At 42.5% G+C, this 25,402-nt stretch carries 22 protein-coding genes; 8 read left to right on the forward strand and 14 right to left on the reverse strand.

Annotated features, from left to right (window positions below; all coding sequences use genetic code 11):
* Positions 1-32: 32 nt before the first annotated feature.
* Both M1F14_RS00135 and M1F14_RS00140 read right to left on the reverse strand, forming a co-directional pair.
* A complete protein-coding gene (locus M1F14_RS00135) occupies positions 33-3,011 on the reverse strand; it encodes a Tn3 family transposase (protein WP_000985631.1) in 2,979 nt (992 codons plus the stop codon).
* A gap of 113 nt (positions 3,012-3,124) precedes the next feature.
* Positions 3,125-3,718 carry a Tn3 family transposase gene (locus M1F14_RS00140; RefSeq protein ID WP_000107352.1) on the reverse strand — a complete coding sequence of 198 codons (594 nt, stop codon included), beginning with the start codon at positions 3,716-3,718 and terminating at the stop codon, positions 3,125-3,127.
* A 283-nt stretch (positions 3,719-4,001) separates the two neighbouring features.
* On the opposite strand from M1F14_RS00140, the gene umuC reads away from it, so the two are divergent.
* Positions 4,002-5,174 carry a translesion error-prone DNA polymerase V subunit UmuC gene (gene umuC, locus M1F14_RS00145; protein WP_001142610.1) on the forward strand — a complete coding sequence of 391 codons (1,173 nt, stop codon included), beginning with the start codon at positions 4,002-4,004 and terminating at the stop codon, positions 5,172-5,174.
* A 10-nt stretch (positions 5,175-5,184) separates the two neighbouring features.
* On the opposite strand, the gene mobI is transcribed toward umuC, so the two are convergent.
* Positions 5,185-5,628, reverse strand: a complete 444-nt coding sequence (gene mobI, locus M1F14_RS00150) for a conjugative transfer protein MobI(A/C) (protein WP_000348524.1) — start codon at positions 5,626-5,628, stop codon at positions 5,185-5,187.
* Between the two features lie 464 nt (positions 5,629-6,092).
* Between mobI and M1F14_RS00155 the strand changes: the two genes are divergently transcribed.
* The 3 genes from M1F14_RS00155 to M1F14_RS00165 are packed head-to-tail and all read left to right on the forward strand — an operon-like array spanning position 6,093 to position 8,582.
* Entirely contained in the window at positions 6,093-7,067 is a 975-nt protein-coding gene (locus M1F14_RS00155; protein ID WP_000497807.1) for a ParM/StbA family protein, read from the forward strand.
* A 2-nt stretch (positions 7,068-7,069) separates the two neighbouring features.
* A complete protein-coding gene (locus M1F14_RS00160) occupies positions 7,070-7,339 on the forward strand; it encodes a hypothetical protein (RefSeq protein ID WP_001995600.1) in 270 nt (89 codons plus the stop codon).
* A 1-nt stretch (position 7,340) separates the two neighbouring features.
* Positions 7,341-8,582 carry an integrase family protein gene (locus tag M1F14_RS00165; RefSeq protein ID WP_001218618.1) on the forward strand — a complete coding sequence of 414 codons (1,242 nt, stop codon included), beginning with the start codon at positions 7,341-7,343 and terminating at the stop codon, positions 8,580-8,582.
* A 129-nt stretch (positions 8,583-8,711) separates the two neighbouring features.
* On the opposite strand, the gene M1F14_RS00170 is transcribed toward M1F14_RS00165, so the two are convergent.
* The 3 genes from M1F14_RS00170 to M1F14_RS00180 all read right to left on the reverse strand — a co-directional run bounded on the left by M1F14_RS00170 (position 8,712) and on the right by M1F14_RS00180 (position 12,872).
* Positions 8,712-10,730: an ATP-binding protein gene (locus M1F14_RS00170; RefSeq protein WP_000211147.1), complete on the reverse strand. Its 2,019-nt coding sequence runs from the start codon at positions 10,728-10,730 to the stop codon at positions 8,712-8,714.
* 145 nt (positions 10,731-10,875) lie between these two features.
* Positions 10,876-11,064: an AlpA family transcriptional regulator gene (locus tag M1F14_RS00175; RefSeq protein ID WP_000127615.1), complete on the reverse strand. Its 189-nt coding sequence runs from the start codon at positions 11,062-11,064 to the stop codon at positions 10,876-10,878.
* A gap of 743 nt (positions 11,065-11,807) precedes the next feature.
* On the reverse strand, positions 11,808-12,872 hold the full coding sequence (locus tag M1F14_RS00180; RefSeq protein ID WP_042849064.1) for a tartrate dehydrogenase: 1,065 nt from the start codon (positions 12,870-12,872) through the stop codon (positions 11,808-11,810).
* A gap of 102 nt (positions 12,873-12,974) precedes the next feature.
* Here M1F14_RS00180 and M1F14_RS00185 point away from each other — a divergent pair, with 102 nt between their 5' ends.
* Complete coding sequence (locus M1F14_RS00185; protein WP_042849065.1) at positions 12,975-13,892, forward strand: LysR substrate-binding domain-containing protein; 918 nt, start codon at positions 12,975-12,977, stop codon at positions 13,890-13,892.
* A gap of 34 nt (positions 13,893-13,926) precedes the next feature.
* Positions 13,927-14,832: a helix-turn-helix transcriptional regulator gene (locus M1F14_RS00190; protein WP_042849066.1), complete on the forward strand. Its 906-nt coding sequence runs from the start codon at positions 13,927-13,929 to the stop codon at positions 14,830-14,832.
* Between the two features lie 43 nt (positions 14,833-14,875).
* Here M1F14_RS00190 and M1F14_RS00195 read toward each other — a convergent pair whose 3' ends face one another.
* The 3 genes from M1F14_RS00195 to M1F14_RS00205 are packed head-to-tail and all read right to left on the reverse strand — an operon-like array spanning position 14,876 to position 18,460.
* A complete protein-coding gene (locus M1F14_RS00195) occupies positions 14,876-15,829 on the reverse strand; it encodes a PDR/VanB family oxidoreductase (protein ID WP_042849067.1) in 954 nt (317 codons plus the stop codon).
* Positions 15,830-15,844: 15 nt separating this feature from the next.
* On the reverse strand, positions 15,845-17,293 hold the full coding sequence (locus M1F14_RS00200; RefSeq protein WP_042849068.1) for an NAD-dependent succinate-semialdehyde dehydrogenase: 1,449 nt from the start codon (positions 17,291-17,293) through the stop codon (positions 15,845-15,847).
* Between the two features lie 39 nt (positions 17,294-17,332).
* Positions 17,333-18,460 (reverse strand): aromatic ring-hydroxylating dioxygenase subunit alpha, encoded by a 1,128-nt coding sequence (locus tag M1F14_RS00205; protein WP_042849069.1) that lies wholly within the window; start codon positions 18,458-18,460, stop codon positions 17,333-17,335.
* A 318-nt stretch (positions 18,461-18,778) separates the two neighbouring features.
* Here M1F14_RS00205 and M1F14_RS00210 point away from each other — a divergent pair, with 318 nt between their 5' ends.
* Positions 18,779-20,338 carry a BCCT family transporter gene (locus M1F14_RS00210; protein WP_197679467.1) on the forward strand — a complete coding sequence of 520 codons (1,560 nt, stop codon included), beginning with the start codon at positions 18,779-18,781 and terminating at the stop codon, positions 20,336-20,338.
* A gap of 75 nt (positions 20,339-20,413) precedes the next feature.
* Here M1F14_RS00210 and rimI read toward each other — a convergent pair whose 3' ends face one another.
* Together rimI and M1F14_RS00220 are read right to left on the reverse strand one after the other, a co-directional pair.
* Entirely contained in the window at positions 20,414-20,866 is a 453-nt protein-coding gene (rimI, locus tag M1F14_RS00215) for a ribosomal protein S18-alanine N-acetyltransferase (RefSeq protein WP_042849070.1), read from the reverse strand.
* Entirely contained in the window at positions 20,835-21,245 is a 411-nt protein-coding gene (locus M1F14_RS00220; RefSeq protein ID WP_042849071.1) for a DNA polymerase III subunit psi, read from the reverse strand. Before M1F14_RS00220 ends, rimI begins: the two co-directional genes overlap by 32 nt.
* A 132-nt stretch (positions 21,246-21,377) precedes the next feature.
* Here M1F14_RS00220 and rsmC point away from each other — a divergent pair, with 132 nt between their 5' ends.
* A complete protein-coding gene (gene rsmC / locus M1F14_RS00225; RefSeq protein WP_129466887.1) occupies positions 21,378-22,391 on the forward strand; it encodes a 16S rRNA (guanine(1207)-N(2))-methyltransferase RsmC in 1,014 nt (337 codons plus the stop codon).
* Positions 22,392-22,728: 337 nt separating this feature from the next.
* Here the strand turns inward: rsmC and M1F14_RS00230 are convergent, their stop codons facing one another.
* From M1F14_RS00230 to phoA, 3 genes are all read right to left on the reverse strand, one after another.
* On the reverse strand, positions 22,729-22,983 hold the full coding sequence (locus M1F14_RS00230; protein ID WP_042849073.1) for a DUF1435 family protein: 255 nt from the start codon (positions 22,981-22,983) through the stop codon (positions 22,729-22,731).
* 127 nt (positions 22,984-23,110) lie between these two features.
* Complete coding sequence (locus tag M1F14_RS00235) at positions 23,111-23,641, reverse strand: GNAT family N-acetyltransferase (protein WP_042849074.1); 531 nt, start codon at positions 23,639-23,641, stop codon at positions 23,111-23,113.
* A gap of 206 nt (positions 23,642-23,847) precedes the next feature.
* Positions 23,848-25,287 (reverse strand): alkaline phosphatase, encoded by a 1,440-nt coding sequence (gene phoA, locus M1F14_RS00240; protein ID WP_042849075.1) that lies wholly within the window; start codon positions 25,285-25,287, stop codon positions 23,848-23,850.
* Positions 25,288-25,402 lie beyond the last annotated feature (115 nt).

A 25,402-nucleotide genomic window follows, 5' to 3' on the forward strand; every position in this document is an offset into this window, starting at 1 on the left:
GCTGCGGAGGTGGTTTACTTTCAGCTTGGAGCCTAATCATCCACTATCGGCCTTGTTATTTCGCCAATATTGGGCAATTTCCCAGTATTAGTGAAGTTATACGTTCCGCTTAAGTTGATATTTTGCCACGCAACGGGCGAAACAGCACGAGTGATACCCGCTTTCTCTTCATCTCCTCTCGCTTCAAAGTGTCCCAGAAGATGACTCAGTATCGCGGAGTTGAAGTAGATGATCGCGTTGGCAAGCAATCTTGCGCATTCATTCCAGATAGCGATTTCAGACTCGTTTTTGCCACGGAACTGATCACCATTCACCGACGCAATGGCTCGTCTAAGGAAGTGCCATGCTTCTCCCCGGTTCAGGGCACGTTGCACATACTGCCGCAAACTGGCATCGTCGATGTAGTCAAGTAAATATTGCGCTTTAACCAGTCGATTATACTCCGTCAGAGCCTGTAATATTGGGTGTCCAGAAGGGTAACCAGACAACTTTCTTACCAGCATTGCTTGTGTCGTCCGCTTTGTCTGAAGTGACAGAACAATACGCCTGATATCTTGCCATCCCGTTGTAATAACATTCGTTCTGATAGGCTTCTTTAGCGCCAGTATGGTGCTGCCTTGTTCACTTTCAGTCACATCAAACAGATCATTGATGACACTACTGAACTGCGCGTATCGCGGTGCAAAACTGTAACCGCATAGATCCAGTAAGGCGAAGTTAACATGATTGACACCGTGTGTATCTGTCGAGAGTACGTCAGGTTTGATTTCACTGCTGTTGGATTGTAACAGGTCATAAATATAGTGTGATTCGTGCTCGTTGGAACCGATGATCCGAGCATTGAGGGCGCTGTGGTTGGCCACCAGTGTCATGGCCGTGATCCCTTTGTTGGTGCCGAAATACTTAGAGGAGTACCGGGTTTTAAAGGTTTCCAGATGGGTTTCGAATTTCTGACCATCCGCACTGGCATGCAGCTGGTCCTCCTGAATATGGTAGTGGCGGAAGATGGGTAGCGCTGCAACCGCATTATTGATCACGTCGCTGGCGTCATGCAGCGTTTCAGGCCGGATATAGTTGGCCTGCACCGTACTCAGGTGTTCATAGCTTCGATCGGAGATCTGCGCCATGCCATACACACCACGGTGAGTGGCGTTGGCAATCAGAATGGCCAGTAAATCATCCTGATGAGTGAACCCTTGTTTTTGTATCGGAAGTACATGAGTCAGACATTTCATGAACCCGGTTTCGCGCTCTACATACCGCAGTACATCCGCGATACCGACCGGTTGCATTCGCTTAAAAAAGGGATTGTTGACCAGAGATGTAGCGCTTTTGGTCGGCAGACGCCAGCGGGTACCGGTACGATTTTTCATGATCACATTTCGATTGTCTCCCTCATCAATATGGAGAGCAACGTCTTTGAGTGCACTTTCCAGCCGGTGTTGTTTCTCCTGTAACAATAACTCTGCGGGCTGTTTTAGTCTGTCCAGTGTTGATGAGGCCAGCAAGGTATCCTGCGATGTCTGGGGGATCAGGTCGTCTTCCAGTGCGCGGTATTTGGTAACATTTGGCAAATAAATGCGTCCATTCAGTCGTGAGGTTAACTGCCGGTAGAGCAGCCATTCGTAACGTTGCGGGTTAACGTTATCCTGTTTAACCAACCATGGGAGGTGCTTTTTCGGGATGAGCGACGTATCCATCGTCTTCAGTGGTCCACCGAATGCGATTTCCGTCTGCATCTGTTGAAGTTGGGCGACGACGGCTTCTGAGCCTTTACCGGCCTCACATTCAAGGCACAAGAACACCTGCCTTAACAGTTGCTCCAGGAGATTGCATTGTTCATCGTAATGTTGCCACTGGTACTCTTCCACGGTCCGTTTCTGTTTTTTCAGGTAAAGGCAGAGGGTCTGGATATCCCTGTCATTCATGACCTTCAATGCCTGTTGTCTGACTACTGAGAAGGGTTGATTATCATCAATGTTCTCATCCACAAACAGATGCAGTAACTCTGCCGCTTTCGTGACATTGTCCGCGGCTGACTGCCAGGACAGGAACACTGCTTGTTGTGCAAAGGTGTTGGCAGCTTCTTGTTGCTTGCGGATATGGTAAATGAACCCATCAGTTAACCGTTCCAGTGCCAGTTGTATCCGCTCTGTCAGGTGACATAGCAACCATAGATGCTGCTGTGCGCGTTTGAATCGTTTGAGTTTACTACCGTAATAGTTGATGAGCTCACCGAAGTGTTGTCGATTTTTAAGAGACAGATTAAGCCCATCGATAACGCCATTGATTTGCGTGCGCCATGGCGCTAACTGATGATAAAGGGCAAGCTCTTTTTTAAGTTCAGGTACGGTCAGACTTTTTGCACCGCCTCTGAGCTGGTTCAGGCTTAGTCCGTCATCAATGGCTGTTATGCTGTCCAGAAAGACGTGAAGTTCAGGACTGGTGAGTTGATTAAGTTGGTGCGCCAGGTCTTTTCTGACCTGCTGCATCGCTCTGCTTATCAGTCTCTGGAGTACGGTGTACCTAGGGATAGCAATGCTGTGACTGGTTAGGAATTCAATAGCAGTATCAAAGAGGTAACGCGGCTCCAGCCAGGCATTGCCCACCTGAACAAGGTGGTCGAAAAGAGAATTGAAGTGCTGACTTTCGTCCCATTTGTGATAACCAGCAAGGTCTAATACTTTTGCGTAGAGTCGATCTTTTTGTTTTTGTGAGGGAGTGAATGGTCTGAGCCCCTTGCCGCCAAGCAGCTCTTTACTGATGAACATTAAATCCTTAGAAACCTGCGAGTAAGCGATATCTAGGATGACGGGCTTTGATTTGAAGTATCCCAAAATCGCGACAAAGTAACATCTATGAGCTCTGAGACGAATTGACCGAAAAACTGCCAATTCCGCATCGTTCAGAGAAAAGTACAGACGTTGTTCTTCGATTGAAAAAATGGGTGGGGAATAAAGATCTGCCTGTTCTGCTCTCGTGAGAATAGTAATTTCGTTTTTGATGGCCATATCAGGGCTGTTCCGTATTAAATGTACGATATTTACCTAATTTGCCACACTTATAAGTAGTAACCCACCTCCGCAGCCATTTATTGGTGTGGTCTACAGAGGATTAAGTCTTTTTAGAGGGGAAAATCCCTAGAACCCCATTGTGATACTTGGTAATCATTCCCCCCACGAAATTTATTGCCATTAACTGAAGTAATAGCACGTTTTAACTGATGGTATGCTTCACCTCTGTTCAAGGCTTGCTGGACGTAATGACGCAACGTTGAATTATCAACATACTCCAAAACATAAATAGATTTAATTAAACGGTCGTACTCATGCAATGCTGACAATCTTCGGCTCTTGCCGTTACTCAACTTTCTAATGATTGTGCTTTGAGTGGTGGTTTTACGACTCAATGAACAAACAATATGCTGAATATTGTCCCATTCTTCAGCAATTAGCTTATGATTAATATCTTTCTTTAATTGAATACGGCCTCCGTTCTCTTCAGTCACTTCAAATAGCTCAAAAAACACCTTTTTCATTTTCGCGTATCGAGGGGCGAATGTGTAACCAAAGAAATCTAATATAGCGAAGTTAACATTATTGGTACCATGCGTATCGGTCGATAAGGTATTAGGCTGTATATCTGAAGAGTTGTTATAGAGTAAGTCAAAAGCAAAGTGACCTTCATATTCGTTAGCGCCAATGACTTGCGTACTCACCGGAACATGACGTGGTCAACCAAAATTGACCAACCCAGTTAAGCTACTTTTTTCAATTTCTTCATGTCCGCCTCATATTGATTTGAAATTTCCATACTTTATCTAATTCATGTTTTTCTAAATTAGCTAAAATGCAACTCAGAAATGTCCAGAAGTGAGTTGTGTGGTGTCGAGTGGAGATTGTACGATTAAGCCCCTAAGTAATTAGTCCGTCAGTCTCCCTCGGTAATCAAATTAGTACATCTTAGCGATCAAATTGGTAAAAAATTAGACATGTAGATGAATGCCCACCTTAAAAAATAGACAGCGGGTTGGGCTGGGTGATTTTTCTGGTGTTAGACGCCAGCAACCCATGCGGCAGAATGGTTGCTCACTTACTCGTCTATTTTTAGCGGGAATTCTTAGCCAACTGTACGCGCTGTATGCAGATTTAAGCAGTCGAGTGATGCGCACTTTGGAGGAGATGGCACCACGAGTAGAGGTTTACTCTATTGACGAAGCGTTTTTGGATTTAACCGGTATTGAGTCTGCCATATCTCTTGTCGAGTTCGGACAACAAGTGCGAGAGCGCATAGGCCACTGGATTGGGATCACCGTCTGTGTAGGCATTGCACCGACTAAAACACTCGCCAAACTGGCTAACCATGCCGCCAAAAAATATCCAGCTACTCAGGGGGTTGTAGACCTGACCAATCCAGATCGGCAACGTCGATTGCTCGCATTAGTCCCGGTTGATGATGTTTGGGGCGTTGGTAGACGGCTTTCTAAGCGTTTAAATGCGTTGGGTATCACCACAGCCTTAGATCTCGCCAATGCCTCTCCTAGAGCCATCAGAGACCAGTTTTCAGAGGTTTTAGAAAGAACCGTCAGAGAGCTCAATGGTGAGTCGTGCATTGAACTTGAAGAGATCCCGCCAACTAAGAAGCAAATCGTCTGTAGCCGTTCATTTGGCGTAAAAGTGACGCACTTTGAATTTTTAAGTGAAGCCGTATGCGAATACGCAACCCGCGCCACTGAGAAACTTCGCAAAGAACAGCAGCAAGCCAAAGTGCTGACCGTGTTCATACGTACCAGCCCCTTTAAGGACAACGAGCCGCAGTACAGCAACTCTGCATCGGGTGAATTGCTAATCCCCAGTTGCGACACGCGGGATTTTATCGAGCTGGCCAATCACTTACTCAAGCGGATATGGAAGGATGGTTTTCGTTATGCCAAAGCGGGCGTCATGCTGTCTGACTTTTACGATCCTGGCATGTTTCAACCAGGACTATTCGATGACGTATCGACCCGCTCTAATAGCCAGCAGCTAATGTCTGTATTGGACACCATTAACCAAAGCGGTGCCGGAAAGGTTTTCTTTGCTGGACAAGGACTCAAGAAAGATTGGTCGATGAAGCGAGAGCATTTGTCTCCCGCTTATACAACACGCTGGGACCAGTTACCGCGAGTGAAGTAGCGCAGTTGACTCAATACGCATTCACTCTGCGACGCAGCATGTTGAGCTTATCAACCTGGCGTCGAATATCACTGAAGAATTCCTCTTTCTCCATGGCCAGCGCTAGCTCCCATTCTTTGGCCAAACCTTGGCAGTCTAAAAATGCGTATCTCAGCTTCGTCTTTGAGATACGCAGCCCCTTGCTAAAGACCACGCGTTTGCCTCGTTGACCGTGAAAACTGTTGATATACCACTCTATGCCAAAGCCATACTTAAAGTCTCTGATACGGACACCAAGCAGACCCCAGTCTTTAAAGGGCTCATTCTCTCGAACCTTGTAATGGGTAACCCAAAAGTCATCAACTTCAGCTCGTGCCAGCGCTTTTAGCCTGTCCGTTTCTTGCTGAAGTAAATCTGATACATCTGCTTTCCATTGTTCATTGACGATTTCTACCAAACCAATTTCCCCATCCAATTAACCCCTAAAGCCAAAACCACTATCCGTTTGGCTTTTGGATCGAAACGCCAAACGTAAAACTGCCGTCACAATCACTGTTTGGCGTCTCGATATAAATCGACTCGCTCAATCCCATACCCGACAAGGGATACAGGCTGATTTCACTTAAAAACACCTAAAAAGACGTATCGCCATGAAGATACAAACCGTTTGGCAAGTTCAGGCCAGAATGCAAACGACGTTTGGCGTCTCAATTTTTTTGGCTAGGTCACCAGCCGCCAAACAGAGCCTATTCTCATACTTTTGCAAAAATGCAATAGGCAGATAGATGAAAGGATTTGTCACCTTTCTGCCCACCGCCAGTGCACCGAATCCTGATAATGACATTTGAGTAAACCGCCAGAGCACTTGGAAATGCCCAAGCGTGAACAGCGCGGTTGATTGAAAACCGTTAGAGCACTTTGAGTGCACAGGAGATAAGTATGTTTGTACTAGGCGTAGATATCGGTTACTCAAACCTGAAGCTGGCAATTGGCCAATCAGGTAGTGAACCGAAAACCATTATTCTACCTGCGGGTGCCGGTCCAGCGGATCGTATGCCGGAGCGTATCGGTGGAGGCGATGATGAAACTTGTTTGTATGTCTCTGTCGATAATGAGCGCTGGGCCGCTGGTGTTCCTGCTGGACGCCTTCAAGGCTGGGAACGAGAGCTTCACCCGGAATATCCCACCACAAAAACCTATAAGGCACTTTTTCATGCCGCCTTGTTAATGGCTGAAACAGAATCCATCGATTTGGTTGTCACTGGATTACCGGTTTCCCAGTTTCATGAACCACAACGTAAGTCTGACCTTGTGCAGCGTTTAAAAGGTGTCCATCAAGTGACGCCTAAGCGCAGCATCACCGTTCATGACGTCAAAGTACTACCACAGCCTGCCGGTGCCTATATGGATCTGGTTCAAACGGGTGGTGATCTGGGCTTGATTGAAGAAGGTCGTGTCGTCGTCATTGATCCCGGCTTCTTTTCTGTTGATTGGGTTGCCCTTGAGGCCGGAGAAATTCGCTACAGCTCATCAGGAACCAGTCTTCAGGCAATGTCCGTGCTACTGGAAACCATCGATAAGCTGATTTCGGAAGATCATGGTGCCAAAGTCGGAATGGATCGACTTGAAAAAGCCATGAGAACCGGCGACTTACAGGTCCTGCTATTTGGAGAAAAAGTCGATATTTCACCTTATCTGAATGCTGCCATGAAAAAGGTAGCGCCTGTTGCTCTTACAGCCATGCGTCAATCCATGCGTGACGAAAGCATTAATGCGGACTTGGTATTGATCGCCGGAGGTGGAGCCTTGGCTTATAAGGAAGCGGCCAAGGAGATTTTTTCACGAAGCAAGATCATCGTGCCTGAGCAGTCTGTTTTGGCGAACGTCCGAGGCTTCTGGTTTTATGGGGCATGATCATGAGAGTTGTCGTCAACATTCCCCCAGGGAGCCACCCAGAACTACTCAAAGAATTGGAAAAGACGCCACCACGGGAACGCGCTGAGCGTCTGCGGATGCTGGCAACCTTTGGGTTAATTCAAATGAGCCAACCCAATCTATCCACGACATCTGTACCGGTGGATGGCCTTGCACCAGATGGTGAAGTTACTTCTATGAGTACAGCGCCAGAACCCAAAGCAGAAACACGTAAACAATCATTAAAATCAAAACTAGGGCTGGGCTTATAACATGGCGTTATCAGTTAGCTGGCTCGATGCCAGGTTAAATAAAGAAGCAAAAGAAACCGTAGTAAAAGCCGACCGAGATGGGCTAAGTGCTCGGGTATCGCCCAAGGGCAAAATTGTTTTTCAGTTTCGTTATCGGTTCGATGGCAAGCAACAGCGGGTAGACATAGGTACTTACCCCCTTATGAAGCTGGCTGAAGCCAGGAATGAGCTGGATAGGTTAAGGGCAGTACTTGATCAAGGCCGAAACCCCAAGCTTTACCTACAGCAGGAACGGGCTAAGTATTCTGCTAATCAAAGCTTCGAATCGATTTTTCGAGACTGGATAGACTCTGCCGGTAAGCAAGGGCTAAAGGAGAAAACGTGGCACTACCAAAAACGCAGCAGTGAAATATATTTGCTGCCCCGACTTGGCAAGTATCCATTAACTGACATCACTGAATTGTCCTTGCGAAACTGTCTTCGTGAGGTTTCGGAATCGTCTCCGTCAAACACAGAGCGCCTAGTGTCTGTACTGCATAAGTTCTATGACTGGCTGATTGATGAACAAATTTTGGAAATTAACGCTGCCGCTGGGATCACAGCAAAAAAGGTTGGCGGTAAAAAAGGAAAACGAACTCGGGTGCTAAATGACAACGAGATCAGGATACTTTGGCGCTATTTGCATGAGTCAAAAATCACTGAGAAGAATCGCATCTACATAAAACTGCTTCTCTTATTGGGAGGGCGCAAGGGCGAACTCATTCAAGCTGAAAAGCATCACTTTGACTTGCAATCTGCAATGTGGACAGTGCCCATAGAGATCCGCAAACAAGGTGAGAAAATTGGAGCGCCGATCATGCGGCCATTGATTAAGCCAGCTATTGAGCTGATTGAACTGGCGATGCAGATGAGCAAATCAACTTACTTGTTTCCCGCGAACGGACAAGAAGAGCTTGCCACAAATGGCTTTGATACCACTATTCCTAACAATGTGAAAATCTGGGCTCGCAGATCGCTTGGTATTGAGATGGAACACTGGTCTATGCATGATCTTCGCAGAACGATGCGAACGCGAATGTCTGCCATCACGACGCAAGAAGTTGCCGAGTTGATGATTGGCCACAGCAAAAAAGGGCTGGATGCTATCTACAACCAATATCAGTACCTGGACGAAATGCGTCATGCTTACGACGTTTGGTATCAACAACTAGAAACCATCATCGAGCCGACAGGCTTTCCATTCAACTGGCGTTTCGGACAATAAGGGGTAGCTGAATTAAGGAAGAGACTGAGCTAGTACAAATGACCGAGTCAAGTAGTGCATTTGGCTCGGTTTAGATTAGTTGTTTTTCCAGTTACAAAAAAACAACTTATCGAATAATTATTATAAGTCTCACGACGCCTCAGAGAGAGGTATTTGCAATTCATCCACAAGGGTTTGCTTAGATTTATACTCTAGCTCGCTTCTCTTTATTTTTAGCTTTTGTAATAAAGCACTATGAGTCACCTCGAAATCATTAAAAATTGTAGACCAACTTTTAACGTATACTCGAATTCTTTCATCCGCCCCGGAAACAAGGCCCGCGCCGCCCTTACCAGCAAGGTCTTTCAACCGCCTTGTAATTTGAGTATCATTCTGGGAGATTTTAGTTCCAACAAGAACAACATCAAATCTCATTCTCTCATCATTAAAGGCAGGATGCTTATCAAGTACCTCAGCATAACGTTCAGCTTGAGCTAAATGTTTCTTATTCAATGCTACACTTGGTCTTTTTATTTCAATGATCGTACATTTAATAAATTCTTCTTGTGTAGAATGATCAATTGTGACCATTTTGCGTGCAAGAAACAAATCTACTTGGCCTTTTGCCCCCTCTATGGTAGCGCCTTCAATAAGATCACTGGTACTGATATCGTCCCCATCCAATATTTCAATATCTGAATTCCGAAGATTTCTAGCTGTATTAGAAAAGTCATCCTCTTCGGCACCTATAGTTGTGTACTGAGGGCCAAACAACCATGTATTAGCCTCAATAATACCTTGTAAGTCTGGTGTTTCTAGAACTTCTTTAGCGTGCTCTTTAAAAAGGTACTTCATTTTCTGTACGACTAGATCTCGCTTATGAATGTGTCCAATCGTGCTAATTATATAATCAAGTTTAGATTTACTTATTTGAGATGCAAATTCATCCATTTGCTCCTTATTTAAGTCTAAAACGCCTTCCAATATATCTATCAAACTATCATTTTCACTTGATGTAGATAGCCTATCAAGCAAACCGATTATAATTTTTGTTTGCTTAGCCTTTAGCCCATTAAAAGCTGCTGGATCAGCAACGCAGATACTAGTTACTAATTTCTTCGTATGTGCAATTCTAAAGGAACGATCTTCGTCAGACTCCCAATTGTAAACAGGAAAATATCCTTTTTCTTCGAAAGAATCGACAAGCTGAACAGCTCTTTCTCTAAGGAACCCCTGATAAATCTCGGCTGTTTTGTTGCGCAGTTCTTTTAGCAGCATAGCTAAAACTTTATTCCCATCACTCTTTTCACTAATGAAGAGATCAGCATTTGGAGATGAGGTATCTTGAAAATTATCGAACCACTCAGATTGTATATATCCACTTATGAAAAAATTGTTTTTGTAGTTAAAACCAGTCAGATTTCTATACTTCTGATGTTCTTTTGAATCTCTAAAATAATTGTATGACTTTTCACCAGATGGTTTTTTTATCCACTGAATGATACTTGAACTAAATATATTTCCATCAACATCTATAAGCTCTTGAAACAACCTATGTTGGGGAGGCGTCACTCGGACTCTATTAACTGATATTTTAAGGTTAGAAAAAACTATTAGCTTCCAACCAAATTCATTTGAAAGCTCCTCCATGATATTTTCAATATTAGGGATTTTTTGAGATTTTTCACTCGTAATGCCCGTAAGAAATACTGATGTCCCACTTCCATTTGAAAGAATACTACTATGCTGTTCTTTATCGTCGATCAACTCAACTTTGTACGTTTTAATACGAGACGAGTCTATGGTAATACGTGCATTCTCAGATTGTCTTCTCGTAAGCCAGGTTGCTGTTGCAGCATATTTATGAAATGAATACCGCCCTCTGCCTTGACTGCCTTTTTGGGTAACCTGTTTTTTGGATGAGTCATCCCAATTATCAAAATTTCGGTCTAGGTTATGAAAGTCAATTCCTTCACCATTATCATGGATCTCTATTGACTCCACCCCGCCGAGATCACAGGTGTTAATAATGACATCAATATCTGATGCACCAGCATCCAAACCGTTCCAGATATATTCACTCAACATCTTCCAAGCGGGAATTGAGCCGAAACGTTTTTTTATCGACGCATTTGTAATACCTGTTGTCCGTTCTTGAGGAGTCGTCACTTACCTATCCATCCAATCAATAAAAAATCCATGCTGCTATCTTAGCCTAAGTTGGTGTACATATTAACTATATTGTTGGCACAAGCCGGCGTTTCAAAGCGTTAGTCCAAGCTCCAACAGAAAAACTAAGCTACGCTATCTATTCCTAATTCTTCTCATACTCCTCCAAGTCTTCAATGTGCCACAGCTTGTTTCGTGTATTTCGGTTGATACGAGGTTGCGGCAAGCTGCCATCTTTTATTCTTCGCCAGAGCGTCGTATAGCTAATGTGGTAACGAGCCATAACTTCGTAAGACGTTAGAAAAGGGGTTACTTGGTGCGCTACTGCTGTCATCTGCATTCTCCTGAAAATCAATGTAAAGCTATCATCGCCTGATTCATCACTTGTTGATGGTCAGAAAGATGCATGATTTGTTCAGAAGATCAGGCCCATACAAATGAACTTTTAGGACAGCAAGAAAGCAACCGGTAACCAACTCAACCGGCAAACAATTAGAGATAATCGCGAACGTCTTACCATCATTTCTCGATTTTTAGCATAAAAAATATAGGCAAGTTTTGGCTAAAACCCAGTAGGAACAAGGCCTACAGCTAGGTTTGTGTCATGGAATTTGGCTAAAAACGGTAAATATGGCGATTTGTACTCAAGTTTGTACACATTTTCCGAGGTTACGCTTGAACATCATTGAAAAGCAAAGAAACGAGAAAAAGACAAAAAGCCTTTAAATTCAGTACGTAGAGATGTGATTGTGGTGTGCAATGAAAGGTGGTTTTAAGCGTTGAAAGGCTGGGCGGCATCAGGGTGGGATATGATAGCAAACGTTCTACGTGTGCTAACTTCATGGAGAAAGTTCTGATCTGTCATTTAACCGTTCTTTTCGTTTATATACAGATTTGTATAGGCATTCGAAGAGGCTTGATTTGGCTCTAAGCGCAGCAAATCCGTTTTGTTAATCAAAATTGGTGGATATTTTCGCAGATCTTGGGGGTATTAACAATCAAAGCATCGAGGTACACGTAAAACAGTACCTCGACCCTGTAGCAAATTAGCTAAATGATAACAATATAAACCACTGGTTAAAGCGCCACTAAGTGAGCAATTTCCTCTCCAAGTGCTTGTGTACTGGCATCCCCACCCATATCACGAGTTAAGTTCCGGCGCTGTTTAATCGCAGTTTCCACTGCGCTCATAATAGTATCGTGGATATCTTGGCAGCCTAAATGCTGCATCATCATGGCTGCGGCCCAAATAGTACCGATTGGGTTTGCAATATTTTGCCCTGCAATATCTGGCGCAGAGCCATGAACTGGCTCAAACATTGATGGAAATTCTTTTTCAGGGTTAATATTTGCAGATGGTGCAATCGCAATCGTGCCAGTACAAGCAGGCCCTAAATCAGACAAAATATCACCAAATAAGTTTGACCCAACAATCACATCATAAAACTCAGGCATTCGAACTAAGTTGGCAGCAAAAATATCGATATGGAATTGGTCGACTTTAATTTCTGGGTATTGTTTTGCCATTTCAGCTACCCGACTGTCCCAATAAGGCATTGAATGAAACAAACCATTCGATTTAGTCGCGGAACTTAAATGTTTTTTGTCGCGCGATTGTGCTAAGTCAAACGCATATTTTAAAATACGGTCGGTACCTTTACGGGTGAAGATACTTTGCTGCAACACCATTTCTTCATCAGTACCTTCATATTGAATACCACCAATAGCCGAATACTCACCCTCCACGTTTTCACGCACCACATAAAAATCAATATCTCCGGGGTTTTTATCCGCAAGTGGGCACTTGATGCCATCAAACAAACGTACGGGGCGAAGATTCACATACTGGTTAAATGCGCGACGAATTGGCAGTAATAACCCCCACAAAGAAATATGATCAGGCACCCCAGGGAAACCAACCGCCCCTAAAAAAATAGCATCAAATTTTTTCAATTGTTCTAAGCCATCTTCAGGCATCATACGCCCCGTACGATGGTAAGTTTCACATGACCAATCAAAATACGTAAAGTTAAGCTTTATATTATGTTTACTCGCTGCCGCTTCTAAAACTTTTATCCCCTCAGGGATCACTTCTGTACCGATGCCATCACCTGGGATTACTGCGATATTAAATTGTGACATAGTGAAAACCTCTGATAAATGAATTGGGTATGTTTGTTCTCCAGTTTATGGCTTGCTGTGATAAAGTATAGGCATGAAGTGTAATCCTTAGGTTTACAAACTATGAACAAGCTCCCAGCATTAGAGGATATCCGCGTTTTTGTGACTGTTGCGCGCCTAATGAGTTTTTCTCAAGCGGCTCAGCAACTGTTGGTTTCCCCTGCTTATATCTCTAAACGAATTAAATTGCTCGAAGAAAATTTAGGGCAAATATTATTTTTTAGGACTGCTCGTTCAATTAAACTCACCCATGAAGGGCAGATAATTTTACGCAGTAGTGAAGCGATGTTAGCAGAACTTGAACATATGCAAGAGCAGCTTAATGCATGTCGAGAAGAGATCCGTGGCTCGCTTCGCATTAGTTGTAGCACCGGGTTTGGTAGTACATACATTAACCCGTTCATCCTCACATTACGGGAAAGTTACCCTTTACTAGGGATTGACCTTACACTGACAGATAAATCCGTCGATATTATCAATGAAAATATTGATGTTGATATTTGTATCGGAGGCGCCATTTCCGAGCAATTCATTGCTAGACGTATCGCCCATAACCAGCGGGTTTTATGCGCATCACCAAGCTATTTGGCTAAATATGGCTACCCTAAATATCCGCAACAGCTTGAGCAAAAACACTTGTGCATTGCTATCAAGGAACGCAACCAAGCTCCAGCTGTTTGGAAACTTGAGCAGCAACAAGAAAGTATGACAGTCACACCGAACAGTAAGCTGACCGTCAATAATGGTGAAGTGGCCAAACAATGGTGTTTAAGTGGCGAAGGCATACTGCTGCGCTCCCTATGGAGCGTGCTTCCCGAATTGCAATCTGGTCAATTGATACGTGTTTTACCACAATGGCACCAAACAGCAGATGTTTATGCTGTTTATTCGAGAAGTATCCGAACTAGTGCTAATCTTAGAGTGTTTATTGAAAATTTAGAGCAATTCCTCACCAACAATTTACACCATGAACGCACTTAATTAAGTTTTATTAGCAAAAGGTGGATATGCATTGATGATAGAAGCAGAGACATTCAAAGAACGTTTATTAAAACTGCTAAAACAGAAAAAAATGAGCCAATTAAAAGCAGCTGAAGCCCTTGGTGTCTCAAGAACCGCGGTCAATAAATGGACAAAAGGTGGCATGATAGATGAAGATAACCTTGAAAAACTCGCCACACTATTGGATGTCGACAAAATTTGGTTGAAATACGGTGAATACACCAATAGCCTAATTACTGTCACCAATGCAGGGGTCATGCGTAATATAAATGAAGTCCACCTCCAAGAATCTGCGGATATCGTCACATGGGAATGGGACTTAATGAGCGGAGAGCTCAATTACTCTGATAACGTTGAAGCCGTTTATGGCATCAAAATCACCAGTAATGAAGATTTCTGGGCATTAATGGATCACCACTCTAAAGAAAAACTGGTTAATGGTTATTCCAAAATCATCCGCGAAGGTGGAGCCCATGAAATGGATTTCAAAATTAACTGGGAAGGTGAATACCGCTGGATAACATCTCGTGCCACAGGTGTTCGGGGTTCAAATGGAAAAGTAACTAAATTAGTCGGGATTAGCTTAGACAATACTGAACGTAAAAATAATGAATTACGCTTACGTAAAATCAAATGCTACTTTGATGTTTTACTTTCTCATTTCAATCATCTTGTTGTTTTCACAGACAAAGCGGGTGAAATTTTAGCCAGTAATTTAAACAGTCTCTCATCTGAAATAGACTACCTCGACCTACAACGCTTATTGTATCAATTAGTCATTAGTCATAAATCATGGCTAGATGAAGTACTCGATACTGGCCGAGGGCAGGTTGTTTTTCAAGATAAACAAATTACAGCTTATCAACATGTTAATGATGAACAGCAGATATTTTTAATGTTTGAGTTAAAAGATATCTGAGTGGTTAATCATTGCCCCATTGGGTAATCATGGGGCAACCCGGTTATAGGTCAAGCACTAGCCGCTTAGTTTTGGCGCGAGACACACACAGCATCATGGTTTTTTGCTGCGCTTTTTCATCATCATCAAGGTATAGGTCTCGGTGGTCTGCCTCCCCTTCTAATATTGCCGTTTCACAAGTACCACAGACTCCATTACGGCATAAACATTCCACATTAATGCGCTTATCTGCTTCGATTGCCTGTAATATAGACATATCTTCACCAACAACTAAGCTAATCCCTGAACGCTGAAAATGCACTTCAAATGACTCACCTTCACTCGCGACTTCGCCAAAATTTTCAAAGTGAATCTGTGACTCGCCAAGATGTTTTTGACCTTCTTCAATCACATTATTAATTAATGATTCCGGACCACATACATAAACATGACTATGACTTGGTTGGCTTTTGATTAACTGCTCAACTGACATTCGCTGCCCTTGGCTGCTATCGTATACATGCAATCGGTCGCCAATACGCTCTTGTAAATGTTCGACAAAAGCCGCCGTTTTGCGGTCACGAAAACAGTAATGGAGTTCAAAATCCATATTGCCGTGCTCTAACTCATATAAATAAGAAAGAAATGGCGTAATACCGATCCCTCCAGCGATCAAAACATGCTTACACTTGTTGTTTTTCTCAAGCGAGAAAAAATTCTGGGCAGGGGATAAATATAAACTATCCCCTAAAGATAACTGCTCATGCATAAAAGCTGAGCCACCTTTTGAATTTTCATCACGCAGAACAGAAATGCAATAACTCCCACAGTGTTGCGGATCACTAATGAGTGAATACGCACGCTGTAAGCCAGCCTCTCCCCCCATATGAACGGTAACATGGCTTCCCGCACTAAAGGGCATAAAAGTACCGTCCTGTGCAACGAATTCGAACATTTTGATGTTTGGGCTAACCTGCTCTATTCGGCTAACATTTACCGCGATTTTTGCTTGGTTCATCACTGTTCTCCTTCCTTATCCAATATCGATACACAAGTACTTAATGCTTAAATAATCCTCAATGCCATAACGAGAGCCTTCTTTCCCTAAACCAGATTGTTTCACACCGCCGAATGGCGCAACCTCATTAGAAATCAAACCAGTATTGATACCGACCATACCACTTTGCAGCTTTTCTGCGACACGATATACCCGATTCACATCCCGAGAGAAAAAGTACGCTGCTAGCCCATAAATAGTATTATTTGCCCGAGAAATTACTTCACTCTCATCATTAAAGCGGATCAATGTGGCAATAGGACCAAAAATTTCTTCATGAACAATGTCCATTGAATCATCAACATCTACCAATACTTTTGGATTAAAAAAGTTGGCTTGTTCTTTGATTTCATTACCTAATGTTAATAATTTAGCACCTTTCGCTAATGCATCTTGCAATAATGCATTCATTCCTTCTATTGCCTTAGATGTAATCATTGGCCCAATATCGGTACCCGCAGCAAGCCCATTTCCGACGGTTAATTTGGCCACTTCTGCGACAAACTTGGTTTTAAATTCGTCAAAAATAGCAGTATGAATATAGAAACGGTTAACACAAACACAGGTTTGCCCACCATTACGGAACTTGGCTTGAATAGCGGCAGTTACTGCTTTATCAATGTCTGCATCCTCAAAGACGATAAAAGGCGCATTACCACCGAGTTCTAACGACGTTTTCTTTATAGTCGATGCACACTGTTCTGATAATATTCGGCCTACTTGTGTCGAACCTGTAAACGAAAACTTACTGATAAGCTCATGTTTTGTCAGTCTTTCGCCTAAAATACGCGATTCCCCCGTCACAACATTAAAAACCCCTGCTGGAATACCCGCCTCATCGGCCAATTGAGCTAATGCAAGAGCCGTAAAAGGTGTTTCTGTCGCTGGTTTGATGATAATGCTGCACCCTGCCGCAAGAGCCGGTGCCGCTTTACGGGTGATCATCGCAGCGGGGAAATTCCATGGTGTAATGGCACTACACACCCCGATAGGTTGCTTAATTGTCGAAATCCGGTTACTCCCAACAGTCTGAGGGATAGTCTCCCCATAAACACGTTTACCTTCCTCTGCAAACCATTCTATAAATGAAGCGGCGTAGCGAATTTCACCTTTAGCTTCATGTAATGGCTTACCCTGTTCTAAGGTCATTAAGCGACCGAGATCATCAACATTGGCTTCGATAAGCTCAAACCAACGTCGTAAAATGATAGAACGAGCCTTGGCGGTAAGCTGCTGCCAACCTTCCATCGCCATGTGAGCTTGCTCAATAGCCTCATCCACTTGTCTTGCCGACAAGCTGGGAATTTCTCCCAGCACAGATTGGTCAACAGGATTAGTCACAGGGATTTTCTGACCTGAATCAACCCATTGCCCATTGATATAACATGTCTGACGAAATAGCGCTGGGTTAGTTAACTTATGCATTTGTGACTTCTCCTCGTTCATTTATATTCAATAACGTAATTACTCGCTATGCGCACCAGCTAAAATCTTATGGAAATGAGCCACACCGTGTTCACTAATACCACTGCGTTGCCTATCTACCATAATTCTGCCTTGCCCACGGTAACCGCGAGATCTCAACCCTTTTTGAACACTTTCAACGAGACGTAAATCTTCAGGACGAAAAACGGTACGGTACCATTCGACTAAATTTTTCTGGTACTCCGTCAACTCTTCATTAAGGAAGTAAATATCATAATGCTGCAATGTTTCTCCGGCATTGACAGGGAACTCATAGATAACCGTCATAAAATCCCCTCCTGGCGGCATATTGAACATTGTGCTTGGCCAAATCCAAAAACCAAAGAAACGAGGATCTAATACAGATTCATCAAACTGATATGAAGACTCTGAAGGTTTAGCTTTACCGATTTGTACGGTCCAGTTATCCAATAATTGATGTTCATATACGCTAACATCCACTGAACTCGCGAAACTAACATGGTTAGTCGGGCAGTGATAACATTCAATATAATTATCAACGATAGTTTTCCAATTAGCTGGGGTACGGCTGACAAAACGTGCTGCCAATTTTAAATCACCAATCACAGCACAGGCTTCTTGCATTTTTTCTGCTAAACCAGGTAATTGCTGTTCAATTGGTTGAGGTTCTTCAGTTGTCATATTGACATAAATAAACCCTGCATGTTCAGTCACATGGAAAGAGCTTAATGACATGGCATCTGATTCAAAATTATTCACATTCTCACAATTGGTCGCATGTGCTAATTGACCATCCAGCTTGAATGCCCATGCATGATAAGGGCAAGTAATCACATTCTTAACTTTGCCACTTTCACCACTGATTAATTGGTGACCACGATGTGGACATACGTTATAAAAACCACGTAAAACATCATCACGACCACGAACGATCACGAGGCTTTCACCAATAAGTTCACGAGTGATATACGAGTTTTTTTCTTTTACTTCACTGATATGGGCAACACAAACCCATGAATTAGCAAATATTTTTTCTTTTTCATACTCAAAAATATCATCAGAAGTGTAATAACGTGCAGGGATCGTCCATGCGTTATCAATATCAAGGTGATCATTGATCGAAATGACTTTGGTTGCATTGCTCATAATTGCCCTCACTTTGTAAACTTATAGTTAACATATTTTTTATGAATGTTAATCCAGATCTCAATAATGATCAAACAAAATATTGACTAAAATTTATTCATTCATTATTTCATCAATAAAAACAATACAATATGCGATATATATTTACCGATTCTGTTAATGACAAGTTAATTATTTGTTGACTGCGCAATCTTTGCATGGCTATTCTCTGTAAACCAACAGTAGCTATTAACGAAAAACAACCTTACAAACACAATAGGAATTCCCTGCAAGCCAACTCTCATACAAAAAAAATAAGTGAGCAACCGGAGAAGAGGTATGATGAATCATAAGAAGTCTATATTTTACGTGTCGTTAGCCTTTAGTTTGGCGCTAATTAGTTTTGGCGCCTTTATCCCTGACAAACTGGAAGCATTTTCACACTCAGCTTTAAGTTTTATCTACAACAACCTAGGTTGGTTTATCTTAGGTTCCGTTTTTATCTTTTTTGCCTTTTGTATGTTCCTTGGTTTTTCTAAATTTGGGCACATTCGTCTAGGCGATGATGATGACAAGCCGGAATACAGCACCGTCACTTGGATTGCGATGCTATTTAGCGCATCAATTGGCATTAGCTTAATGTTTTGGGGGGTAGCGGAACCCGTCTCCTATTATATTAGTCCACCAATTGGCCAAGGCTCTACAGAGCAATCAGCCAAAGCGGCGATGCAATATGTCTACCTACACTGGGGGGTATCAGCTTGGGCTTGTTATGCACTCGTCGGCGTTGCATTAGGTTACTTTCAATTTAGAAAGAAACTCCCTGCATCAATGAGCTCAGTATTTTACCCATTACTTGGTGATCGTATTTACGGCTCGATTGGTAAATGGATCAACGTGTTAGTGATGCTTTCCATCGTTATCGGTATCGCAACATCACTCGGTTTTGGTACACTACAAGTTAACAGTGGAATGAACTATTTGTGGGGGTTACCAATTAGTATTTATGTACAAATTGGTTTAATTGCCATTATCACCGTCGTATATATCGCTTCCACTATTTCAGGGCTGCAGGGGGCAATTAAGCATCTATCCAACCTAAATATCGTACTTGCTATAGGGTTGATGGCATTTATCTTTATCTCTGGTCCAACACAAACGATTTTAAAAGTGTTATTCCAAGGCATTGGTGATTACGTACAAAACTTTGTCAGTATGTCTTTTCGCACCGAGCCGTACAACGATGGAACTTGGATTGCGAACTGGACACTCTTTTACTTCGGTTGGTGGATTGCATGGGCACCATTAGTCGGTAGCTTTGTAGCGCGTATCTCAAAAGGCAGAACGATTAAAGAATTTATGATTGGTGCCGTATTCATTCCTGTATTAAGTGCATTCGCTTGGTTCGCCGTGATGGGTGGGTCTGCAATCCATCTTATTCAAAACCTAGGACAAACAGCACTGGCTGACGCAGTAAAAACCGATGTTACTTCTGCGTTATTTAAATTTTTAGATTATTTTCCAGCCTCAACCTTTATTAGTATGATAGCTATTGTTCTGGTGTTGATTTTCTTTGTTACCTCAGCAAACTCAGCGGTTTTCGTACTCGGTATGGTAAGTGAAAATGGGAACCCAAACCCATCTCATGTGACGAAAACAATTTGGGGTGTGATCATTGCAGCGATTGCAATAGTACTCATCATGACTGGGGGGTTATCCGGCTTACAATCAGCCCTTGTTGCGATGGCCGTTCCATTATCTATCATGATGCTAATCATGTGTTATTCCACCTATAAAGGCCTGAACGAAGAAGTGAATGCACAAGCAGCAGCAAAAATACAACAGAAAGAAGATATTAAGCTGATGAATAAAACCATTCTTTCGGAAACAGAAAAATAAGAACCTAAATAACAAAACCCCAGCACGAGTCTCGTGCTGGGGTTTTTAATTCCACATTTAAAATGATAACCGTATTTATTCGTCATTCAATAATGTTAGAGCGAGGACAAGTGCATCCTCTCGGCCTTTTTTCGCCGGGTAATAATCTTTCCGTACTGTTACTTGATGAAAGCCAAGCTTATCATACAGATGTAATGCTGATGCATTCGATTCCCTAACCTCTAGCCACAAGGTTAAGATACCTTTTTTAACTAAATCGCTGATCAGTTGCTCGAGTAATAAACGACCATACCCCTGTCCTTGATAGTCAGGATGGACAGCAATATTGAATAAAGTGGCTTCATCCAACACACACTGAGTTATTGCATACCCAACAACTTGATTATTAATAGAAATCTTAATGTTATGATACTTTTCCCCTTGATTCCCATAAAAAACACGCTCAGTCCATGGGAAGTCATGACTTAACTTCTCAATTAAGAAAGCAGTTGCGAGATCAGATTGCTTTAGTGTTGATATTTTCATCATATTGATAAATTTGTTTCCATAGTGCCTGTTTAGCGCTGTGACTTGACATCAGCTCAGACAAAACAGGTGAAATAAACGTGATTTTTGAACCTTCGGGGTGGGTTTCGCCACCTAATACCCAACAAGGCGTTATTATTGGTGTTGGGAGTAAACCTAACTGCTCTGAATTAACACAAACAACATCATCAGAGACAATATTCATTGATAGAAAAATATCTTTTAGCAGTTGGCTATTTAAATCGAGGTTCTCATCAGTAATAATAATAAGCTTAGTCGACGCTGGGATCCTTACACCACGTTCACCACGTAACACAGCTGGATTTCTCACCATCCATTGAGTGATCCCCATTTGTTCTAAAAGCCTGTCACGTCGTGTCATTTATTTTTCCAGTCGCAATTGTACAACCACATCTTATCAAAGGGGATTAATAGCGCCAACAGAGCAATGCTATTTCTCCCATTTCTGGTAATGTGTTATCGGTTATCTATTATTTTAGGAGATTGACAGAATATGTCATTACTGACACCTGCCAGCGAAGTTATACAGCGCCATCTCGAACACTTTACAGATCGTCATGTCATTTTGGCCGGTGACATTCAGGATGAACTTGCAGCAACCTTAGAAGCAGCAAGCGTTCGTGTCATTACGAACCAGTATCACCACTGGCAACGTTTACAACCGTTAATGGGGGAAATGGCATTATACTCTGCGACAACCCCAGCTGAATTTATTCAGCCCTGTAATACACTCATCTATTTTTGGCAAAAAAACAAGCAAGAAGCTTGTTTTCAGCTTGATGATCTTTGTACCCACCTCACTACTGGTAGCCAAATATTTATCGTAGGGGAGAACCGTAGCGGGGTAAAAAGTGCCGAGTCTATAATGGAAGGCATCGCTAGCTTGCAAAAAATTGACTCTGCACGCCGCTGTGGTTTGTATTATGGCGAACTAGAGCAACCGACCCAGTTTGATATTTCTCGCTGGTGGCGTCATTATCAAATTGATAATGTTAGAATTAATGCATTACCAGGCGTATTTAGCCATATGGAACTCGATATCGGTAGTGATTTATTATTATCTACACTTACAGAGCCTATGAGCGGTGACCTATTAGACTTAGCTTGCGGTAATGGCGTATTGGCGGCCGTTATTGGTTCCCAAAACCCAGAAATAAAACTTACATTAAGTGATGTCAGTGCCTCTGCATTAGATTCCGCAGCTTCTACACTTGAAGCTAATCAGCTAACAGGCAAAGTGGTTGCAAGTGACGCTTATTCAGATATTCATGATAAGTTTGACTGGATTATTTCTAATCCACCTTTCCATGATGGGCTAAATACTAGCTACCGTGCAGTTGAAAATATGATTTACCAAGCACCTAAATTCCTGAAAAAGGGCGGGCGCTTGCGCATAGTCGCCAATGCTTTTTTACCTTACCCTGATTTACTGGATAAAGCATTCGGTAGCCATGAGGTGCTAGCTAAAACAGGGAAATTTAAAGTTTATCAAGCGATTAAGCGCTAACTGTATCAGTGAAATTAACACGCCGATAAATTCACCCAAACTAGAAGTGGCCAGTCATTATTGACTGGCTATTTTTTACCAAAAAACGGCGACCAAAAGCTACACCGAATTAGTGTAACCAGACAAACTTAGTGAGTTGCGAGGGTGACGGAATTGCTAGACGCGCTAGCTTCAGGTGTTAGTATTCTATAGACGTATGGGGGGCTAATCCCCCCTTTCACACCACTGATGCAGTCAGTGTTTTTCACTTCAAATTGACTTGAAAGCACTTTCTACCGTGCGCTCACTTTCCCTCTATTATTTTTCCTAATGCATTCACTCATTATTTAACCAAATACTACCTTTGTAATACAAATGCAGCCAGAAAACACACGAGTGAAACAACGGCTGGGATAATCAATAAACGCCGAGAACCACGGTTAAACAACATACCTGCAGTCGCGATCATCATAATGATCATGGTGATTTTGAGGTTATCTAACCCCATATTGCTGAGTACATAGGTAATGCTCAGCAATATCACGGCGAAAACACCCCATAAACCAGCCCCTATGCGCCGTAAGCCAGTTGTTTTTGATATGCTAGTTGGCATAATGACCTCAACAATCTCAAATGATAATGATTATCAATCATATCTGATTTTGTGTGAATTTCAATATTTATTGTTCAATTTGACGACAAAATCAATAGCCAACAAACATATTCATTAACAAAACACTCTAATCAAACCAATATACAAAGTGAATATCTTCCGGCTCTAAAGCAAATAATTCTGGGTCAGGTTTTTCAATCAAAGTACAGCCAAGATATTGGTAGAAATGTACTGTATTTTCTGATGGTGTCGCCGATATATACAGCCCTTTAGCATTTTTTTGAATGGCTAGGTCAACACACTGCTGAAATAGCAGCCCAGCCAAACCTTCACCACGATGTGGGTGACTAACATGTAAAAAAGACAACTGCAGCAAATTTTTTTGCTCACCACGCCATGTATTGTCTAAACTCGCAGCTGCAATCAGTTTCCCTTGTTCAAACACCCCTATAAAAATGGCCCCTTGGTCATAACTTTCCAACAAATGTGGAGTGTAAGCTTCAGGTTCACCTTCAGGCCAACCTTTCATATCAAAGCGCTGCTTTGATAGCACCAATTTCCCATCTTGATGTAAATATAGGTGCTCAATTAATTCAGTGCGATCAATAGACCAAACCGCTGGAATTTCATCTCGCTGTAGTTTCCGTACTTCTCTCATAAATTGGTTCTCATCATGCTGCGCTTATAAATAAGCTCTCGTTTTGATTATTAAAAAATAATAAATCAAGATAACCAATAAATAAATAAGTTCAAATATTTCATAAAGCTATTAAGGAATGGTTGAATAAAGGGGAGAGGAAAGAAGGCCGTTAAAAAAATTCTCCGCAACATCCTGTCGCGGAGAATTTATATTACAGGGTTGGTTTATTGCTTCAATCCCATTGCATCACGCATGGTAAAGAACAAATCGGTTTGGTCAGTCAGACCCATTACGTTTGCCGCATGTGGGCCATAGGCAGCTACACGTAACTGAGCGCCAGTGTGCTCCTGTGAGTCATCTTCTTCAGAGTTCCCGTAGTTAACCACCATCACAGAGCCATCTTTAGTAATCAACGCTTGAGTTAGCCCTGTTGATTTAGTGCCTTCCGGTATGATTTGGCTCGAATGTGAGTGATCCGCAGTCACGATAACCAAAGTATCACCATGTTGTTTAGCAAAATCTAAACCAACTTGAACGGCTTCATCGAGAGCCACGGTCTCACCAATTTGGCCACACGGATTTGCTTTGTGATCTTGTTTATCGATGGATGCGCTCTCAACTTGCAAGAAGAAACCATTCGGGTTGACTTCTAATAAATCAATCGCTTTTTTAGTCATTTGCGCTAACGTTGGCGCATTTGGATCTAATTTAGAATTAGGTTTACATTCAAGTGGTGCATTATTGATGTTGCCATAATGAACGGCTTTAGGCCCTTCCCACGCGACTGCCATATTGCCATCATGGAATAAACCTAAAACAGGTTTATCTTGATTCGCAACAGTGACGTTGTTCAACGCATTTGCATCACGCACAATGTTGTAACCACGTTCAATAGCCTGTTGTTCTAACGTTTTACCTTTATAGTCCCCAGCTTTTGCTTCTTGTTTGAAGCTCTTCGCACCACCGCCAAGGGTCACATCTGCGCGAGTGATCAATAACTGCTCTGAAATCGAGCCACGCCCGCCATTTTCTAAGGCATTAGCCGCACATTTTTCTGATGTTTCTTCAGGTCCATAACATTTACGTGCACTGACATGGGCGAACTGCGCGGCTGGAGTTGCATCCTGAATTTCAGAGGTTGTCACGTTGCCCGTAGCTTTTCCATTACGTTTCGCAATTTCAATTAACGTTTCGTGGTCATTACCAAATACATCGATCCCCAATGCACCATTATATGTTTTCACACCCGATGACCATGCAGTTGCGGAAGCCGCCGAGTCAGTCACATAATCAGGTTTCTGCGTTTTTTTATCTAATGCATAGTGAGTATATTGCCCTGTGATAGGTAAGGCATCGATGCCTTTAAAAAAGCCAGCTGCACCTTCTGCATAGTTACGTGCGACGGTAATTTCAGAATCCCCCATACCATCACCGATAAATAAAATCACATTTTTGGCTTGACCATTGTGAAGCGCCGCTTTCATGATGTCAGTTTGTTCAGTCGCTAAACGACGTGCTCCGCCAAATTTAGTGATATCGCCTTGGGCAGCACGGTTTTCTGAAACCGCATCATTTTTATCTGCGGCATAAGCAGGGATTGTACTTCCTAAAATCAATGTACTTACTGTGACAGCTAAAAAAGACTTCATAAAATTACCAGTCATAACAGTTTCCTTGCCGATCAATAATGAAAAATGAATAAGTATGTTTTAAATAATGATAGGCATGCTAAAGGAGCTAGATGACAGTTGAATGACGCTTTTATGGCGAAATGAATAC

Source organism: Providencia sp. PROV003 (genome assembly GCF_045040775.1).
GTDB classification, from domain to species: domain Bacteria; phylum Pseudomonadota; class Gammaproteobacteria; order Enterobacterales; family Enterobacteriaceae; genus Providencia; species Providencia huashanensis.

Excerpts from the sequence above, each read along its gene's own strand:
- M1F14_RS00135 (WP_000985631.1), bottom strand. The coding sequence starts at position 3,011 with ATGGCCATCAAAAACGAAATTACTATTCTCACGAGAGCAGAACAGGCA.
- M1F14_RS00235 (WP_042849074.1), bottom strand. The coding sequence starts at position 23,641 with ATGAGAGAAGTACGGAAACTACAGCGAGATGAAATTCCAGCGGTTTGG.
- M1F14_RS00210 (WP_197679467.1), top strand. The coding sequence starts at position 18,779 with ATGATGAATCATAAGAAGTCTATATTTTACGTGTCGTTAGCCTTTAGT.
- M1F14_RS00190 (WP_042849066.1), top strand. The coding sequence starts at position 13,927 with ATGATAGAAGCAGAGACATTCAAAGAACGTTTATTAAAACTGCTAAAA.
- M1F14_RS00205 (WP_042849069.1), bottom strand. The coding sequence starts at position 18,460 with ATGAGCAATGCAACCAAAGTCATTTCGATCAATGATCACCTTGATATT.
- umuC (WP_001142610.1), top strand. The coding sequence starts at position 4,002 with ATGCCCACCTTAAAAAATAGACAGCGGGTTGGGCTGGGTGATTTTTCT.
- M1F14_RS00220 (WP_042849071.1), bottom strand. The coding sequence starts at position 21,245 with ATGACACGACGTGACAGGCTTTTAGAACAAATGGGGATCACTCAATGG.
- M1F14_RS00165 (WP_001218618.1), top strand. The coding sequence starts at position 7,341 with ATGGCGTTATCAGTTAGCTGGCTCGATGCCAGGTTAAATAAAGAAGCA.
- rsmC (WP_129466887.1), top strand. The coding sequence starts at position 21,378 with ATGTCATTACTGACACCTGCCAGCGAAGTTATACAGCGCCATCTCGAA.
- M1F14_RS00175 (WP_000127615.1), bottom strand. The coding sequence starts at position 11,064 with ATGACAGCAGTAGCGCACCAAGTAACCCCTTTTCTAACGTCTTACGAA.
- M1F14_RS00180 (WP_042849064.1), bottom strand. The coding sequence starts at position 12,872 with ATGTCACAATTTAATATCGCAGTAATCCCAGGTGATGGCATCGGTACA.
- M1F14_RS00230 (WP_042849073.1), bottom strand. The coding sequence starts at position 22,983 with ATGCCAACTAGCATATCAAAAACAACTGGCTTACGGCGCATAGGGGCT.
- M1F14_RS00195 (WP_042849067.1), bottom strand. The coding sequence starts at position 15,829 with ATGAACCAAGCAAAAATCGCGGTAAATGTTAGCCGAATAGAGCAGGTT.
- M1F14_RS00185 (WP_042849065.1), top strand. The coding sequence starts at position 12,975 with ATGAACAAGCTCCCAGCATTAGAGGATATCCGCGTTTTTGTGACTGTT.
- M1F14_RS00155 (WP_000497807.1), top strand. The coding sequence starts at position 6,093 with ATGTTTGTACTAGGCGTAGATATCGGTTACTCAAACCTGAAGCTGGCA.
- phoA (WP_042849075.1), bottom strand. The coding sequence starts at position 25,287 with ATGACTGGTAATTTTATGAAGTCTTTTTTAGCTGTCACAGTAAGTACA.
- M1F14_RS00160 (WP_001995600.1), top strand. The coding sequence starts at position 7,070 with ATGAGAGTTGTCGTCAACATTCCCCCAGGGAGCCACCCAGAACTACTC.
- M1F14_RS00200 (WP_042849068.1), bottom strand. The coding sequence starts at position 17,293 with ATGCATAAGTTAACTAACCCAGCGCTATTTCGTCAGACATGTTATATC.
- rimI (WP_042849070.1), bottom strand. The coding sequence starts at position 20,866 with ATGATGAAAATATCAACACTAAAGCAATCTGATCTCGCAACTGCTTTC.